General features: G+C 54.1%; 14 protein-coding genes and 1 other annotated feature. Of the genes, 11 read left to right on the top strand and 3 right to left on the bottom strand.

The annotated features are described in order from the left end of the window. Window positions 1–23 precede the first annotated feature (23 nt). Window positions 24–497 (top strand): protein CreA, encoded by a 474-nt coding sequence (gene creA, locus K5Y30_RS11900; RefSeq protein WP_101762161.1) that lies wholly within the window; start codon window positions 24–26, stop codon window positions 495–497. A gap of 46 nt (window positions 498–543) precedes the next feature. On the opposite strand, the gene arcA is transcribed toward creA, so the two are convergent. Continuing rightward, window positions 544–1260 (bottom strand): two-component system response regulator ArcA, encoded by a 717-nt coding sequence (gene arcA / locus K5Y30_RS11895; RefSeq protein ID WP_137385127.1) that lies wholly within the window; start codon window positions 1258–1260, stop codon window positions 544–546. 589 nt (window positions 1261–1849) lie between these two features. Between arcA and K5Y30_RS11890 the strand changes: the two genes are divergently transcribed. The 5 genes from K5Y30_RS11890 (at window position 1850) to thrC (ending at window position 7581) form a co-directional block, all read left to right on the top strand. Beyond that, window positions 1850–2554, top strand: a complete 705-nt coding sequence (locus tag K5Y30_RS11890; protein ID WP_222211526.1) for a tRNA/rRNA methyltransferase — start codon at window positions 1850–1852, stop codon at window positions 2552–2554. A 189-nt stretch (window positions 2555–2743) separates the two neighbouring features. Continuing rightward, window positions 2744–2815 (top strand): thr operon leader peptide, encoded by a 72-nt coding sequence (gene thrL, locus K5Y30_RS24945; protein WP_071531027.1) that lies wholly within the window; start codon window positions 2744–2746, stop codon window positions 2813–2815. Beyond that, window positions 2751–2873, top strand: a sequence feature (Thr leader region). (Overlaps the previous gene by 65 nt.) Window positions 2874–2899: 26 nt before the next feature. Beyond that, window positions 2900–5362 carry a bifunctional aspartate kinase/homoserine dehydrogenase I gene (thrA, locus tag K5Y30_RS11880; RefSeq protein WP_110867500.1) on the top strand — a complete coding sequence of 821 codons (2463 nt, stop codon included), beginning with the start codon at window positions 2900–2902 and terminating at the stop codon, window positions 5360–5362. A gap of 2 nt (window positions 5363–5364) precedes the next feature. Next, complete coding sequence (gene thrB / locus K5Y30_RS11875) at window positions 5365–6294, top strand: homoserine kinase (protein ID WP_008108677.1); 930 nt, start codon at window positions 5365–5367, stop codon at window positions 6292–6294. 3 nt (window positions 6295–6297) lie between these two features. After that, window positions 6298–7581, top strand: a complete 1284-nt coding sequence (thrC, locus tag K5Y30_RS11870) for a threonine synthase (protein ID WP_008108676.1) — start codon at window positions 6298–6300, stop codon at window positions 7579–7581. Between the two features lie 178 nt (window positions 7582–7759). Here thrC and yaaA read toward each other — a convergent pair whose 3' ends face one another. Beyond that, window positions 7760–8536 (bottom strand): peroxide stress protein YaaA, encoded by a 777-nt coding sequence (gene yaaA, locus K5Y30_RS11865; protein ID WP_137385128.1) that lies wholly within the window; start codon window positions 8534–8536, stop codon window positions 7760–7762. 212 nt (window positions 8537–8748) lie between these two features. On the opposite strand from yaaA, the gene tal reads away from it, so the two are divergent. The 3 genes from tal to K5Y30_RS11850 all read left to right on the top strand — a co-directional run bounded on the left by tal (window position 8749) and on the right by K5Y30_RS11850 (window position 11830). Next, window positions 8749–9702 carry a transaldolase gene (gene tal, locus K5Y30_RS11860; RefSeq protein WP_137385129.1) on the top strand — a complete coding sequence of 318 codons (954 nt, stop codon included), beginning with the start codon at window positions 8749–8751 and terminating at the stop codon, window positions 9700–9702. A gap of 119 nt (window positions 9703–9821) precedes the next feature. Next, window positions 9822–10409 carry a molybdopterin adenylyltransferase gene (gene mog, locus K5Y30_RS11855; protein ID WP_222211524.1) on the top strand — a complete coding sequence of 196 codons (588 nt, stop codon included), beginning with the start codon at window positions 9822–9824 and terminating at the stop codon, window positions 10407–10409. A gap of 110 nt (window positions 10410–10519) precedes the next feature. Next, window positions 10520–11830, top strand: a complete 1311-nt coding sequence (locus tag K5Y30_RS11850; protein ID WP_137385130.1) for an MFS transporter — start codon at window positions 10520–10522, stop codon at window positions 11828–11830. Window positions 11831–11868: 38 nt separating this feature from the next. Here the strand turns inward: K5Y30_RS11850 and satP are convergent, their stop codons facing one another. Continuing rightward, window positions 11869–12429 carry an acetate uptake transporter gene (gene satP / locus K5Y30_RS11845; protein ID WP_101762154.1) on the bottom strand — a complete coding sequence of 187 codons (561 nt, stop codon included), beginning with the start codon at window positions 12427–12429 and terminating at the stop codon, window positions 11869–11871. 301 nt (window positions 12430–12730) lie between these two features. Between satP and dnaK the strand changes: the two genes are divergently transcribed. Continuing rightward, complete coding sequence (gene dnaK / locus K5Y30_RS11840; protein ID WP_101762153.1) at window positions 12731–14635, top strand: molecular chaperone DnaK; 1905 nt, start codon at window positions 12731–12733, stop codon at window positions 14633–14635. 104 nt (window positions 14636–14739) lie between these two features. Continuing rightward, window positions 14740–15873, top strand: coding sequence for a molecular chaperone DnaJ (gene dnaJ / locus K5Y30_RS11835; protein WP_101762152.1), 1134 nt, complete (start codon window positions 14740–14742; stop codon window positions 15871–15873). The last annotated feature ends 70 nt before the right edge of the window (window positions 15874–15943 follow it).

The raw sequence follows: 15943 nt of genomic DNA, 5'->3' as shown, positions 1-15943 counted from the left end.
ATTCGATTGGCAATGGTAACTCAATGACAATAGCTCGTATTCTTATAATCACGTTGGCAACATATGTATTCAGTGCTGGCGTTCAGGCCGAAGAGATCGGCTCAGTTGACACGGTATTCAAGATATTTGGCCCCGATCATAAGATCGTGGTAGAAGCCTTCGATGACCCCGACGTAAAAAATGTAACCTGTTATATCAGCCGGGCAAAAACCGGCGGTATTAAAGGGGGATTAGGTTTGGCGGAAGACACGTCCGACGCGGCCATCTCCTGTCAACAGGTGGGACCGGTAGAGCTTAGCGAGAAAATCGCACAAGGCAAGGCGCAAGGTGAAGTGGTGTTCAAAAAACGCACATCACTGGTGTTTAAGAAGCTGCAGGTGGTGCGCTTCTTTGACCAGAAACGTCATGCGCTGGTGTACCTAAGCTATTCCGACAAGGTGGTGGATGGATCGCCGAAGAATGCGCTGAGCGCCGTGCCGATTATGCCGTGGCATTAATGCAGGCATAAAAAAACGCCCTCACGGGCGTTTTTTCTTTCAACGCTTAATCCTGCAGTTCGCCGCAGAAGCGGTAACCTTCGCCGTGAATGGTGGCGATGATTTCTGGCGTGTCTGGCGTGGATTCGAAATGCTTACGGATGCGGCGGATGGTGACATCCACGGTACGGTCATGCGGCTTCAGCTCGCGGCCGGTCATCTTCTTCAGCAAGTCACCACGCGTCTGGATTTTGCCAGGGTTTTCACAGAAGTGCAGCATGGCGCGGAATTCACTGCGCGGCAGCTTGTACTGGTCGCCGTTCGGACTGATCAGTGAGCGGCTGTTGATATCCAGCTCCCAACCGTTGAAGCGATAGCTTTCAACGGTACGGCGTTCTTCACTTGGCATCGCCAGATTCATGGTGCGCGACAGCAAATTGCGTGCACGAATCGTCAACTCACGCGGGTTGAACGGTTTGGTGATGTAATCATCGGCACCGATTTCCAGACCGAGGATTTTATCCACTTCATTATCACGGCCGGTAAGGAACATCAGCGCGACGTTTGCTTGCTCACGCAATTCGCGCGCCAACAGCAAACCGTTTTTACCTGGCAGGTTGATATCCATAATCACCAGATTGACGTCATTGTCCGTCAAAACCTGATGCATCTCGGCGCCGTCGGTGGCTTCATAGACCACGTAACCTTCTGCCTCAAAGATACTTTTGAGGGTGTTACGCGTGACCAGTTCGTCTTCAACGATAAGAATGTGCGGGGTCTGCATGTTTCGCTACCTAAAATTTGCCAACAAATCGAAAACAGGGCGTACGTCGGTTACGCTAATGTGCTGCAACCGGTATACGAAATAATCTTCGGAATACACCATCCATCTACGTCAACTTCAGTGTTAGCTCAGCCAGTCAGGATGGATATTCGCACGCCCCGAGGATCTCGGACAGGCGCTCATCCTAACCGTATTAACAGCAACCTAACAGCACCAACAACAACCGATAAGCATAAAAACAACGCTTCGTTGACTTATATCAAATGCAAGTGTAGCACGTTAACACTTTTATGAAAAACTTCTCCAGGATTGCTAGTTTAGCTCACAAAATGCAGCATTTTTGCTACATTTCGTCCTTATATAACCAAAACTAAAACACGCAGGAAATTATATTTCAATGATATGAAAGAAAAGGGTTTTATATTCAATAGGTCCGATAATTTTGCTTATGCCCGCTAATTTCCACTACAGCTGGATTTATCCCTCTTTTAACATCGTTAACATCTTATTTTCTCCTCTAACCGCAGTTGGTATTTTCTCTCCTGCATGCCAACATAATGCGAGTTGTTAACAGTTCGATGGAAAAATCATGCATTTCCCCTTAATCCTTGTCTCTCCCGCTCGTCCGGAAAATATCGGTGCGGCTGCTCGCGCTATGAAAACCATGGGATTTAGCGAGCTGCGCATTGTCGCCAGCGATGCCTGGCAAGATCCCGCAGCACGTCGAGTGGCGCACGGCGCCGGTGAGATCCTCGATAACGTCAAAACCTACGCCACGCTGAGCGAGGCGCTAAAGGATGTCGATTTTTCCGTAGCGACCACCGCACGTAGCCGCGCGAAATTCCGCTATTACGCTACGCCTACTCAGGTAGAAAACATCCTGCAGGAGAAGCGCCAATGGCTGAGCCGCATCGCGTTGGTGTTTGGCCGTGAAGACAGCGGCTTAACTAATGAAGAGCTGGAGCAGGTCGATCTGTTAACCGGCATTCCGATGGCCAATGATTATCCGTCGCTGAATCTCGGTCAGGCAGTGATGGTGTATTGCTATCAGCTGTCGGCGCTCAATCAGATTGCGGCTGAGACCGCAGAAGTGGCGAATGAGCAGCAGTTGCAGGCATTGCGCCAGCGCTTTCATCAGTTGCTGGTCAAGCTGGATGTGAGTGATGACGTCAAAATGGCGGACTGGATCGATCAGCGCATCGGCCTGCTGGAACAGCGTGACAGCGCCATGCTGCATCGTTTGTTACACGACGTAGAAAAAAAACTTATAGATAATTGCTCGGATAAATCCTGAGATGCTAGTGACTGATGCGGCAATCCGCCGCATCTCCTGAACGATCGCGATAATTTTTGCCTCAGCAAGCGCAGCACTGCGCAACGCCAGGGACGGCGCGGCTAAGACAAATTCGTTGACTTAACGTGCGCTTTGCTTTACTTCTGGAAGGCAGACGGACAAGACAAAGACAGACAGAAAAAAATCTAAATGCGTAAACTCAGCCTGAACACCACAATTATTATTACCACCACCATTACCACAGGTAACGGTGCGGGCTGACGCATACAGGAAAAACAAAGAAAAAAGCCCGCACCTAAACAGTGCGGGCTTTTTTTTCGGCAAAAATTCAGGAGAGCTTCAAATATGCGAGTGCTGAAATTCGGCGGAACCTCAGTAGCCAATGCGGAACGTTTTCTCCGTGTGGCGGATATTCTGGAAAGCAATGCACAACAGGGACAGGTTGCGACCGTACTCTCTGCACCAGCAAAAATTACCAATCATCTGGTGGCGATGATTGAGAAAACCATCAGCGGCCTGGACACGTTGCCGAATATCAGCGATGCCGAACGTATTTTTGCCGATCTGTTGCAAGGCTTGCGTGATGCGCAGCCGGGCTTTGATTATGACGGACTGAAAACCCGCGTTGAACTGGAATTTGCACAGCTGAAACAAGTGCTGCACGGCATCAGCTTGCTGGGCCAATGTCCGGACGCTGTGAATGCCGCCATCATCTGCCGTGGCGAAAAGCTGTCGATTGCTATTATGGAAGCGCTGCTGCAGGCGCGCGGCCACAAAGTTACCGTTATCGATCCGGTGGAGAAGTTGCTGGCGATTGGTCATTACCTTGAATCCACCGTGGATATCGCCGAATCCACGCGTCGCATCGCCGCCAGCCAGATCCCAGCCGATCACTTTATCCTGATGGCCGGTTTCACCGCCGGTAACGAGAAAGGTGAACTGGTGGTGCTGGGCCGCAACGGTTCTGACTACTCCGCTGCGGTGTTGGCTGCGTGTTTGCGCGCTGATTGTTGTGAAATCTGGACCGATGTTGACGGCGTGTATACCTGCGACCCGCGCCAGGTACCTGATGCGCGCTTACTAAAATCGATGTCGTATCAGGAAGCAATGGAGCTTTCCTACTTCGGCGCCAAAGTCTTACATCCGCGTACCATCGCGCCCATCGCCCAGTTCCAGATTCCTTGCCTGATCAAAAATACCGCTAATCCGCAAGCGCCGGGCACCTTAATTGGTGGCGAAGGCGAGCTGGATGAAAATCCGGTGAAAGGTATCACCAACCTGAATAACATGGCGATGTTCAACGTGTCAGGTCCGGGTATGAAAGGCATGGTCGGCATGGCGGCGCGCGTTTTCGCCGCGATGTCACGCACCGGCATCTCCGTGGTGCTGATCACCCAATCCTCTTCGGAATACAGCATCAGCTTCTGCGTACCGCAAAGCGAGCAGGCGCGTGCGCGTCGCGTGCTGGAGGAGGAGTTCTATCTGGAGTTGAAAGATGGCTTACTCGATCCGCTGGACGTGCTGGAACAGCTGGCGGTGATCTCGGTGGTCGGTGATGGCATGCGTACGCTGCGCGGCATCTCGGCTAAATTCTTCTCGGCGCTGGCGCGAGCCAACATCAATATCGTGGCGATTGCGCAGGGCTCGTCTGAGCGTTCCATCTCGGTGGTAGTGAGCAACGATGAAGTCACCACCGGCGTGCGTGTGGTGCATCAGATGCTGTTCGCTACCGATCAGGTCATTGAAGTGTTCGTGGTCGGCGTTGGCGGTGTGGGCGCAGCGTTGCTGGATCAGCTGCATCGCCAGCAGACGTGGCTGAAACAGAAGCACATCGATCTGCGCGTGTGCGGCATCGCTAACTCGCGGGCGCTGTTGACCAACGTACACGGTATCGATCTCAGCAACTGGAAGGCAGAACTGAACGAAGCCAAAGAGCCGTTCAATCTCGGTCGCCTGATGCGTTTGGTGAAAGAGTATCATCTGCTAAACCCGGTGATCGTCGATTGTACCTCCAGCCAGGCGGTTGCCGATCAATATGCCGATTTCCTCGCCGAAGGTTTCCATGTCGTCACGCCGAACAAAAAGGCCAACACGTCGTCGTGGAATTATTACCAGCAGATGCGTGCAGCGGCAGCAAAATCGCGCCGAAAGTTCCTGTACGACACCAACGTCGGTGCCGGTTTGCCGGTGATCGAAAACCTGCAAAACCTGATGAATGCCGGGGATGAACTGATCAAGTTCTCCGGTATTCTCTCTGGCTCGCTCTCCTTTATCTTCGGCAAGCTTGATGAGGGCGTTTCGCTGTCGGAAGCGACCAAAATGGCACGTGAGATGGGCTTTACCGAGCCGGATCCACGTGACGATCTTTCTGGCACCGATGTGGCGCGTAAGCTGCTGATTCTGGCGCGTGAAGCGGGGCATCAGCTGGAGCTTAGCGATATCGATATCGAACCGCTGCTGCCCGCCAGCCTGACGGAGATCGCCGACGTTGAGCAGTTTATGCAACGTCTGCCGGAGCTGGATAACGCCTTTGCCGCGCGCGTTGCCAAAGCGCGTGACGAAGGTAAAGTATTACGCTTCGTCGGCGCGATTGAAGAGGGTGGCGTCTGCAAAGTGAAGATTGACGCGGTGGACGGCAACGATCCGCTGTACAAGGTAAAGAACGGTGAGAATGCGCTGGCATTCTACAGCCGCTACTATCAGCCAATCCCGCTGGTTCTGCGTGGATATGGTGCAGGGAATGATGTCACAGCAGCGGGCGTGTTTGCTGACCTGCTGCGTACGCTGTCGTGGAAGTTGGGAGTTTGATGATGGTAAAAATTTATGCACCGGCCTCGATAGGTAACGTCAGCGTCGGCTTTGATGTGCTTGGCGCGGCGGTTTCACCGGTGGATGGCACCTTGCTGGGTGACTGCGTTTCCGTGGAAGCCGCCGACAGCTTTAGCCTGGTGAACTCCGGGCGTTTTGTCAGCAAACTGCCGACCAATCCGCAGGAGAACATCGTTTATCAGTGCTGGGAGCGTTTTTGCCAGGCGATTGGTAAACAAGTTCCGGTGGCGATGACGCTGGAAAAGAATATGCCGATTGGTTCCGGACTCGGCTCAAGCGCCTGTTCGGTGGTTGCCGGTTTGATGGCGATGAACGAATTCTGCGGCAAACCGCTCAATGACACCGAACTGCTGGCGCTGATGGGCGAGCTGGAAGGGCGTATTTCCGGCAGCGTACACTTTGATAACGTTGCGCCGTGCTTCCTTGGCGGCGTGCAACTGATGATTGAAGAGAACGGCATCATCAGTCAGGACGTGCCGTGCTTTGACGAATGGCTGTGGGTGATGGCGTATCCGGGGATTAAAGTCTCCACCGCCGAAGCGCGCGCCATTCTGCCGGCACAGTACCGCAAAGAGGATGCCATCAAGCATGGTCGCCTGCTGGCAGGCTTTATTCACGCTTGTCATACGCGGCAGCCTGGGCTGGCGGCTAAACTTATGCAGGATGTTATCGCCGAGCCGTATCGCACCAAACTGCTGCCAGGCTTCGCCGATGCGCGTAAAGCGGCGCAGGATATTGGCGCGCTGGCGTGCGGCATTTCGGGTTCCGGCCCGACACTTTTCGCCGTTTGCAACGAGATGGCAACGGCACAGCGGATGGCGGACTGGCTGAGCCAGCACTATCTGCAGAATGAAGAAGGTTTCGTCCACATCTGCCGTCTTGATACGGCTGGCGCACGTAAATTGGGATAACGCATGAAACTCTACAACCTTAAGGATCATAACGAGCAGGTTAGTTTTGCTCAGGCCGTTAAACAGGGCCTCGGCTCGCAGCAAGGGCTGTTTTTCCCGCTCGAACTGCCGGAATTCGAACTGACCGATATCGATGCCATGCTGGAGATGGATTTCGTCAGCCGCAGCAGCAAAATTCTCTCTGCCTACATTGGCGATGAAATTGCGGCGCATCAGCTGGCCGAGCGCGTGAAAAACGCCTTTGCTTTCCCGGCGCCGGTGGCGAAGGTCAGCGATGATGTGGCTTGCCTCGAGCTGTTCCACGGTCCAACGCTGGCGTTCAAAGACTTTGGCGGCCGCTTTATGGCGCAAATGCTTTCCTATGTGAGCGGTGCGGATGAGCAGATCACCATTCTGACCGCCACGTCCGGCGATACCGGTGCCGCCGTGGCGCATGCCTTCTACGGCATGGAAAACGTGCGCGTAGTGATTCTCTATCCGCAGGGTAAAATCAGCCCGCTGCAGGAGAAACTGTTCTGTACGCTGGGCGGCAACATCGAAACCATCGCGGTTGAAGGCGATTTCGATGCGTGTCAGGCGTTGGTGAAACAGGCGTTTGATGATGAAGAGCTGAAAAAGGCGATTGGCCTGAACTCGGCGAACTCCATCAACATCAGCCGTCTGCTGGCGCAGATTTGCTACTACTTCGAAGCGGTAGCGCAGCTGCCACAAGAGAAGCGTAATCAGCTGGTGGTGTCGGTGCCGAGCGGTAACTTCGGTGACTTAACGGCTGGCCTGCTGGCGAAATCATTGGGTCTGCCGATCAAGCGCTTTATCGCTGCGACCAATGCGAACGATACCGTGCCGCGTTTCCTCGGCAACGGCGCATGGCAGCCAAACGCCACGGTAGCAACGCTGTCGAACGCCATGGATGTCAGCCAGCCGAACAACTGGCCGCGCGTGGAAGAGCTGTTCCGCCGCAAAACCTGGCGTTTGACCGATCTGGCGTACGGCGCGGTAACCGATGAAACCACCAAATCCACCATGCGCGAGCTGGCGGAGATTGGCTACATCTCTGAACCGCATGCGGCGATTGCTTACCGTTTGCTGCGCGACAACCTGCAGGAGGGCGAATATGGCCTGTTCCTCGGGACTGCGCATCCGGCGAAGTTCAAAGAGAGCGTGGATGAGATTCTGGGTCAGGATCTGCCGCTGCCAAAAGAGCTGGCCGAGCGCGCCGATTTGCCGCTGCTGTCGCACAACCTGAAAGGCGATTTCGCGGAGCTGCGGGCGTTTTTGCTGAAGTAAGTGCTGACTGGGGTAAGTGCTCGCTGTCCCCCATCCCGGCCTTCCCCCGCTAGCGGGGGAAGGAGACGCTGCCACATGCAGCCTCCAAACTCACATATTGCAGCATCTTCCTCCCCCATTTTTGGGGGAGGACCGAGGAGAGGGGCAGCGAGCACAATCCATTGCAGCGCTTGCTGAACTATTTCTGCTCGCGGCGCTTAAACACCAGTTCGTTCTCGCTGCTTTCTGCACCGTCCAGAAAATATCCATCCACATCGAACTTCTTCAGCTGCGCAGGGTTGGTCAGGCGGTTCTGAATCACATAGCGGCTCATCAAACCGCGCGCTTTCTTGGCGTAAAAGCTGATGACTTTAAATTTGCCATTCTTCTCATCGAGGAACACCGGCTTGATCAACTCGGCGTTGAGTTTCTTCGGCTTGATGGCTTTGAAATACTCATCGGATGCCAGATTGATCAGCACGTCATCGCCTTGCTCAGCAATCGCCTCGTTTAACTTCTCAGTCAGCAAATCGCCCCAGAAGCCGTAAAGATCTTTCCCGGCCGGATTCGCCAGCTTGATGCCCATCTCCAGGCGATAAGGCTGCATCAAATCGAGTGGGCGCAGCAGGCCGTAAAGACCCGACAACATGCGCAGGTGCTGCTGGGCAAAGTCAAAATCGTCGTCGCTAAAGGTTTCGGCCTGCAAACCGGTATACACATCACCTTTGAACGCCAGAATCGCCTGACGTGCATTCTCCAGCGAGAAGGGCGGCTGCCATTGGTTAAAACGATCGGCATTCAGGTGCGCCAGCTTGTCGCTAATGCCCATCAGTGAGCTGATTTGCGCCGGTGAAAGATCGCGCGCAACGTCAATTAATTGGTGTGATTTTTCTAACAGCGCCGGTTGGGTAAAGCGTTGTGTCGCCAGCGGGCTTTCATAGTCCAGTGTCTTCGCTGGTGAGATAACCATCAGCATCGTGTACGTCCTCTTTGACCCGCAGGTTTATCAGGGAATTGAAGGGAAAATGTCGCAAGGAGTGTAGCAAAAAAGCGGCATGGATCGGCAAATCGCTCCCATTTGTTAGCGCTATCGTAAAGGGCACTTCGTGGTGTTGCGCCGTCACTTGTGCGTGATATTATCGCAACAGCCTTTTACACCCTGACAGTCAACCTAAGAGAAAGAGAACCATGACGGACAAACTTACTTCCTTGCGTCAGCTGACTACTGTGGTCGCCGACACCGGTGATATCGCGGCGATGAAACTTTACCAGCCGCAGGACGCGACCACGAACCCTTCTTTGATTCTCAACGCCGCTCAAATCCCTGAATACCGCAAACTGATTGACGAAGCCATTACCTGGGCACGTCAGCAGAGCAGCAACAAAGAAGATCAGCTGGCGCTGGTTTCTGACAAGCTGGCCGTCAACATTGGTCTGGAAATTCTCAAACTGATCCCTGGTCGCATCTCGACTGAAGTCGATGCGCGCCTCTCTTACGACACTGAAGCGAGCATCGCTAAAGCGCGTAGCCTGATCAAACTGTACAACGATGCGGGCATCAGCAATGACCGTATCCTGATCAAACTGGCGTCAACCTGGCAGGGCATTCGTGCTGCTGAGCAGCTGGAAAAAGAAGGTATCAACTGTAACCTGACGCTGCTGTTCTCCTTCGCGCAGGCGCGTGCCTGTGCCGAAGCGGGCGTGTTCCTGATCTCTCCATTCGTTGGCCGTATCCTCGACTGGTACAAGCAGAACACCGATAAGAAAGAGTATGCCGCCCACGAAGATCCAGGCGTGGTGTCTGTGGCTGAAATCTACAGCTACTACAAGCAGCACGGTTATGAAACCGTGGTAATGGGCGCAAGCTTCCGTAACGTTGGTGAAATCATTGAGCTGGCTGGCTGCGACCGTCTGACCATCTCTCCGGGCCTGCTGAAAGAGCTGGCTGAGAGCGAAGGCACCGTTGAGCGTAAACTGAGCTACACCGGCGAAGTGAAAGCGCGTCCAGCGAAGATGACCGAAGCGGAGTTCTTCTGGCAGCACAACCAGGATCCAATGGCCGTTACCAAACTGGCTGAAGGTATCCGCAACTTTGCCATCGATCAGGGCAAACTTGAGAAGATGATCGCCGAGCTGCTGTAAGGTGATTGACCGTGGCGGCAACCGCTGCCACGGTTTTACGTTTTTCCCCCGCTTCTTGTATTATCCTTCTAACTACTCACGTCATTTGCTGCCATGCAGCTAACCACAGCGATAACTCTATGGATACTTTACGAATTGGATTAATTTCCGTTTCCGATCGTGCTGCTAACGGCATCTATCAAGATCAGGGCATTCCGGCGTTAGAGAGCTGGCTCACCGCCGCGCTGGCTACGCCGTTTGAAATTGAAACGCGTCTGGTGCCGGATGAGCAGCCAATGATTGAGCAGGCGATTTGCGAGCTGGTCGATGAGCTGTTCTGCAATTTGGTCCTCACCACCGGCGGCACCGGACCGGCGCGGCGTGATGTGACGCCAGATGCCACATTGGCGGTTGCCGACCGTGAAATGCCGGGCTTCGGCGAGCAGATGCGCCAAATTAGCCTGCAATTTGTGCCGACCGCTATTTTGTCTCGCCAGGTTGGCGTGATCCGCAAGCAGTCGCTGATCCTCAATCTGCCGGGCCAGCCAAAATCCATTAAAGAGACGCTGGAAGGGCTGAAAGCGGAAGATGGAACGATAAAGGTGCCGGGGATTTTTGCCGCTGTACCTTATTGTTTACAGCTACTGGAAGGGCCGTATGTGGAAACTCATGCCGATGTGGTAGCAGCTTTTCGCCCCAAAAGCGCCCGACGTGAGACAAATGACTAAAAATCGGCATTTTCAGGCATAAAATCCAGCGGCACTGGTGTGGCAAAATATTGACGGTATAGTAATTCAATCTTTACATAAGTTGTTTTGCCTCTGGATACCGCTGGATTATGGATACGCACGCAACGCGCCGACTCAACGGGCAGGATTACAAAACCCTGTCGCTGGCCGCCCTTGGTGGGGCGCTGGAATTCTACGACTTCATTATCTTCGTCTTCTTTGCCGCCGTGATTGGCGAACTGTTCTTCCCGCCTGACATTCCTGAATGGTTGCGTCAGGTGCAGACTTTCGCCATCTTTGCTGCGGGTTATCTGGCGCGTCCGTTAGGCGGCATTATCATGGCGCACTTTGGTGACAAAGTGGGGCGTAAGAAGATGTTCAGCCTCAGTATTCTGCTGATGGCGCTGCCGACGTTGGCGATGGGCGCATTGCCCACTTATGCCAGCATTGGCATCGCTGCGCCGTTATTGATGCTGCTAATGCGCGTGCTGCAAGGCGCGGCTATCGGCGGTGAAGTGCCTGGCGCGTGGGTGTTTGTCGCCGAACATGTGCCTGAAAAACGCATTGGTTTTGCCTGCGGCACGCTGACCGCAGGCTTAACCGCAGGGATTCTGCTCGGTTCGCTGGTGGCAACGGTGCTGAACACCACGCTGTCACCGGCTGCGATGCGCGATCATGGCTGGCGCATTCCTTTCTTCCTCGGCGGTGTGTTTGGCTTGCTGGCGATGTATCTGCGTCGCTGGCTGCATGAAACCCCGGTGTTCCAGCAGATGCAGCAGCGTAAAGCGCTGGCAGAAAAAATGCCGCTGCAAACCATTTTCGCCAGCCATAAGCGCGGCATCGTAATTTCGATGCTGCTCACCTGGCTTCTGTCGGCCTGCATTGTGGTGGTGATTTTGATGGCGCCGACGCTGATGCAAAAACAGCATGGCATTCCCGCCGCGCTCAGTCTGCAGGCCAACAGCTTCGCCACCATTATGCTGCTGCTGGGTTGTGTTATCGCCGGATGGCTGGTGGATCGCTTCGGCGCGGCGCGTTCGCTGATGGTCGGTTCAATACTGCTGGCGATCGGCAGCTGGAACTTCTTCCATCAGTTAAGTAGCACGCCGGAAATGCTGTTTGTTTGGTACGGTTTAGCGGGCCTGAGCGTGGGGGTCGTCGGTGTAGTGCCGTTTGTGATGGTGCGCGCATTCCCGGCGGCGGTGCGCTTTACCGGCATCTCATTCTCGTACAATGTTGCTTACGCGATTTTCGGTGGTCTGACGCCGATTAGCGTAACGCTGATGATGAGCCTGACGCCAATGGCGCCTGCCTGGTATGTGCTGGCGCTGGCGATAATTGGCTTTATGGTGGGAATCTGGCTGTGGCGCGATAGCCGTCAGCAGTATGCGCAGTTAGATATGTCGCTGCACTCATCATAATGCAAAAAGCGGAGCCAAACAGCTCCGCTTTTCATTTGTCACTCGCCAATCGGCAATACCGTACGACCAAACTTCTCGTTCAGCACTTCGCCCATCGCCAGATAGAACGCACTCGAACCGCAAATAATGCCAATCCAGCCGGCAACGCGCAGCAACCCCGCGTTGTCGGTCAGGTGGCCGATAGCCAGCAGCGCAAACAGCAGCGTCAGGCTGGCGAAGATGAACTGCAGCATTTTCGGTGACTTCAGCGTGCCGAAAAATAGGAATGCAGTGAACACGCCCCACAGCGCGAGATACGCGCCAAGGAAGTGGCCGTCGGCCGCCTCTGCCAGCCCCAGTTTTGGCAGCAGTAGAATCGCTACCAACGTTAACCAGAAGCTGCCGTAAGAGGTAAAGGCGGTCAGCCCGAAGGTGTTGCCTTTCTTATATTCCAGCAGCCCGGCAAAAATTTGCGCGATGCCGCCGTAGAAAATCCCCATCGCCAGGATGATCACATCCATCGCAAACAGGCCGGTGTTGTGTAAGTTGAGCAGGATGGTGGTCATACCGAATCCCATCAGGCCCAACGGGGCGGGATTCGCCAGCGTGGTATTGCTCATAATTCCTCAGAAGCAGCGTTGAAGATGTTGTTCGTGTTTTACACCCGCGCAAACCGCTGGGGGCGCGAGGCGCTGCATAATAAGCGGCCTCTTTTTGCCCAACTTTGATCTGAATCGACGAGAGAATGAAATTTTTTTTAGTTTTAACCCTTGATGCGCATCGAACCGGCCCCATTTACTTGTCATCGAGCGTTGTGAGGCAGCAAAAAAAAGCCTGCTTCAGCAGTTGAAAGTGGTCAGTTTGACCGCATCTCTGTTTCACAACCCAAATTGGCAAAGAATTTAAGTAGGAGACGTTTAGATGGGTAAGATTATTGGTATTGACTTGGGTACAACCAACTCATGTGTTGCAGTTATGGATGGTGGTAAAGCACGCGTACTGGAAAACGCCGAAGGCGATCGCACCACGCCGTCGATCATTGCGTATGCACAAGATGGCGAAACTCTGGTGGGTCAACCGGCTAAACGTCAGTCTGTGACCAACCCGCAGAACACCCTGTTTGCGATCAAGCGCCTGATTGGCCGTCGCTTCCAGGACGAAGAAGTACAGCGTGATATTAAAATTATGCCGTACAAAATCATCGGCGCAGATAACGGCGACGCATGGCTGGACGTAAAAGGCCAGAAAATGGCACCGCCGCAGATCTCGGCTGAAGTGCTGAAAAAGATGAAGAAAACCGCGGAAGATTTCCTCGGTGAAGCCGTCACTGAAGCGGTTATTACCGTTCCAGCTTACTTCAACGATGCGCAGCGTCAGGCGACCAAAGACGCCGGCCGTATCGCGGGTCTGGAAGTAAAACGTATCATCAACGAACCAACCGCAGCTGCACTGGCTTACGGCCTGGATAAAGGTCAGGGCAACCGCACCATCGCGGTATACGACCTGGGCGGCGGTACTTTCGATATCTCAATCATTGAGATCGACGACGTTGATGGCGAGAAAACCTTTGAAGTTCTGGCAACCAACGGTGATACCCACCTGGGTGGTGAAGACTTCGATAGCCGTCTGATTAACTATCTGGTGGCTGAATTTAAGAAAGATCAGGGCATCGATCTGCACAACGATCCGCTGGCCATGCAGCGTCTGAAAGAAGCGGCAGAGAAAGCCAAGATCGAGCTGTCTTCAGCACAGCAGACCGACGTTAACCTGCCTTACATCACGGCGGATGCGACCGGTCCTAAGCACCTGAACATCAAAGTAACACGTGCGAAACTGGAATCACTGGTTGAAGACTTGGTTTCTCGCTCTATCGAGCCGTTGAAAGTAGCTCTGCAGGATGCGGGTCTGTCTGTTTCAGACATCAACGACGTGATCCTGGTGGGCGGTCAAACGCGTATGCCAATGGTTCAGGCCAAAGTGACTGAGTTCTTTGGTAAAGAGCCACGTAAAGATGTGAACCCGGATGAAGCGGTAGCCGTGGGTGCTGCGGTTCAGGGCGGCGTGTTGGCGGGTGAAGTGAAAGACGTTCTGCTGCTGGACGTGACTCCGCTGTCGCTGGGTATCGAAACCATGGGCGGCGTGATGACTTCGCTGATCAGCAAGAACACCACCATCCCAACCAAGCACAGCCAGGTGTTCTCTACCGCTGAAGATAACCAGTCTGCCGTGACGATTCACGTGCTGCAGGGTGAGCGTAAGCGTTCAGGTGATAACAAATCCCTGGGCCAGTTCAACCTCGACGGTATCCAGGCTGCACCGCGCGGTATGCCGCAGATCGAAGTCACCTTCGATATCGATGCGGATGGTATCCTGCACGTGTCTGCGAAAGACAAAAACAGCGGTAAAGAGCAGAAGATCACCATCAAGGCCTCTTCTGGTCTGAATGAAGAAGAGATCGAAAAAATGGTGCGTGACGCGGAAGCGAACGCCGAGTCTGACCGCAAGTTCGAAGAGCTGGTTCAGACCCGTAACCAGGGCGATCAGATTTCGCACAGCACCCGTAAGCAGCTGGACGAAGCGGGCGACAAACTGTCTGCTGACGACAAAGCGCCAATCGAAGCTGCGTTGACCGAGCTGAACACCGCGCTGAAAGGCGAAGACAAAGCAGAAATCGAAGCCAAAATGCAGGCATTGATGGAAGTGTCCAGCAAACTGATGGAGCTGGCACAGCAGCAGGGTCAGGCAGCTGATGCAGGCGATGCTTCTGCACAGAAAGAAGACGACGTTGTCGACGCTGAGTTCGAAGAAGTTAAAGACAAAAAATAATTGCCCCTGACCGGGCGCGACAGCTGGCCTGACAGCCGTTGAAACCAGCACGGGCGTAGGAGATCTCTCCACGCCCGTGCGATCATGTTAAGGGCAGAACAAATATGGCTAAGAGTGATTTATACGAGATCTTAGGCGTCTCTAAATCCGCAGATGAGCGTGAAATCAAAAAGGCTTATAAGCGCCTGGCGATGAAATACCATCCGGACCGTAATCCGGACAATAAAGAAGCCGAAGCGAAGTTTAAAGAAATTAAGGAAGCCTACGAAATTCTGACCGACGCACAGAAGCGTGCGGCCTACGACCAATATGGTCACGCAGCCTTTGAACAAGGCGGCATGGGCGGCGGTGGTGGCTTCGGCGGCGGCGGTGCTGACTTCAGCGATATCTTTGGCGACGTATTTGGCGATATCTTTGGTGGTGGCCGCCGTCAGCGTGCCGCTCGTGGCGCCGATTTACGCTACAACATGGAGCTAACGCTGGAAGAAGCGGTACGCGGCGTGACCAAAGAGATCCGCATTCCAACACTGGAAGAGTGCGATGTCTGCCACGGCAGCGGCGCGAAAGCGGGGACTAAACCGCAGACCTGTCATACCTGTCACGGCGCAGGCCAGGTGCAGATGCGTCAGGGCTTCTTCACCGTGCAGCAGGCGTGTCCGACCTGTCACGGTCGCGGTTCAGTGATCAAAGATCCGTGCAATGCTTGTCATGGTCACGGTCGCGTTGAGCGCAGTAAAACCCTGTCGGTGAAAATTCCAGCAGGCGTGGATACCGGCGATCGCATTCGTCTGACCGGCGAAGGTGAAGCGGGCGAACAGGGCGCACCAGCGGGCGATCTGTACGTTCAGGTTTCGGTGAAAAAGCACCCGATCTTCGAGCGTGAAGATAACAACCTGTATTGCGAAGTGCCGATTAACTTCGCGATGGCAGCATTGGGCGGCGAGATTGAAGTGCCGACGCTTGATGGGCGTGTGAACCTGAAAGTGCCTTCTGAGACGCAAACCGGTAAGCTGTTCCGCATGCGCGGTAAAGGCGTGAAATCGGTGCGTGGCGGGGCGGTAGGCGATTTGCTGTGTCGTGTGGTGGTGGAAACGCCAGTCAGCCTCAATGACAAACAGAAAGCGTTACTGCGCGAACTGGAAGAGAGTTTTGGCGGCCCGAGCGGCGAGAAAAACAGCCCGCGCTCCAAAAGCTTCCTCGACGGCGTGAAGAAGTTTTTTGACGATTTAACACGTTAATCCCGTCTGACATACCTAATGAAGCGGAGAGGAAACTCTCCGCTTTTTTTATGTTTTCCCGCCAACGCGT

Origin of the sequence: Pantoea sp. DY-5, assembly GCF_019795955.1 — a bacterium.
GTDB classification, from domain to species: Bacteria; Pseudomonadota; Gammaproteobacteria; order Enterobacterales; family Enterobacteriaceae; genus Pantoea; species Pantoea leporis.
This window is presented reverse-complemented; position numbering and strand designations above follow the sequence as displayed.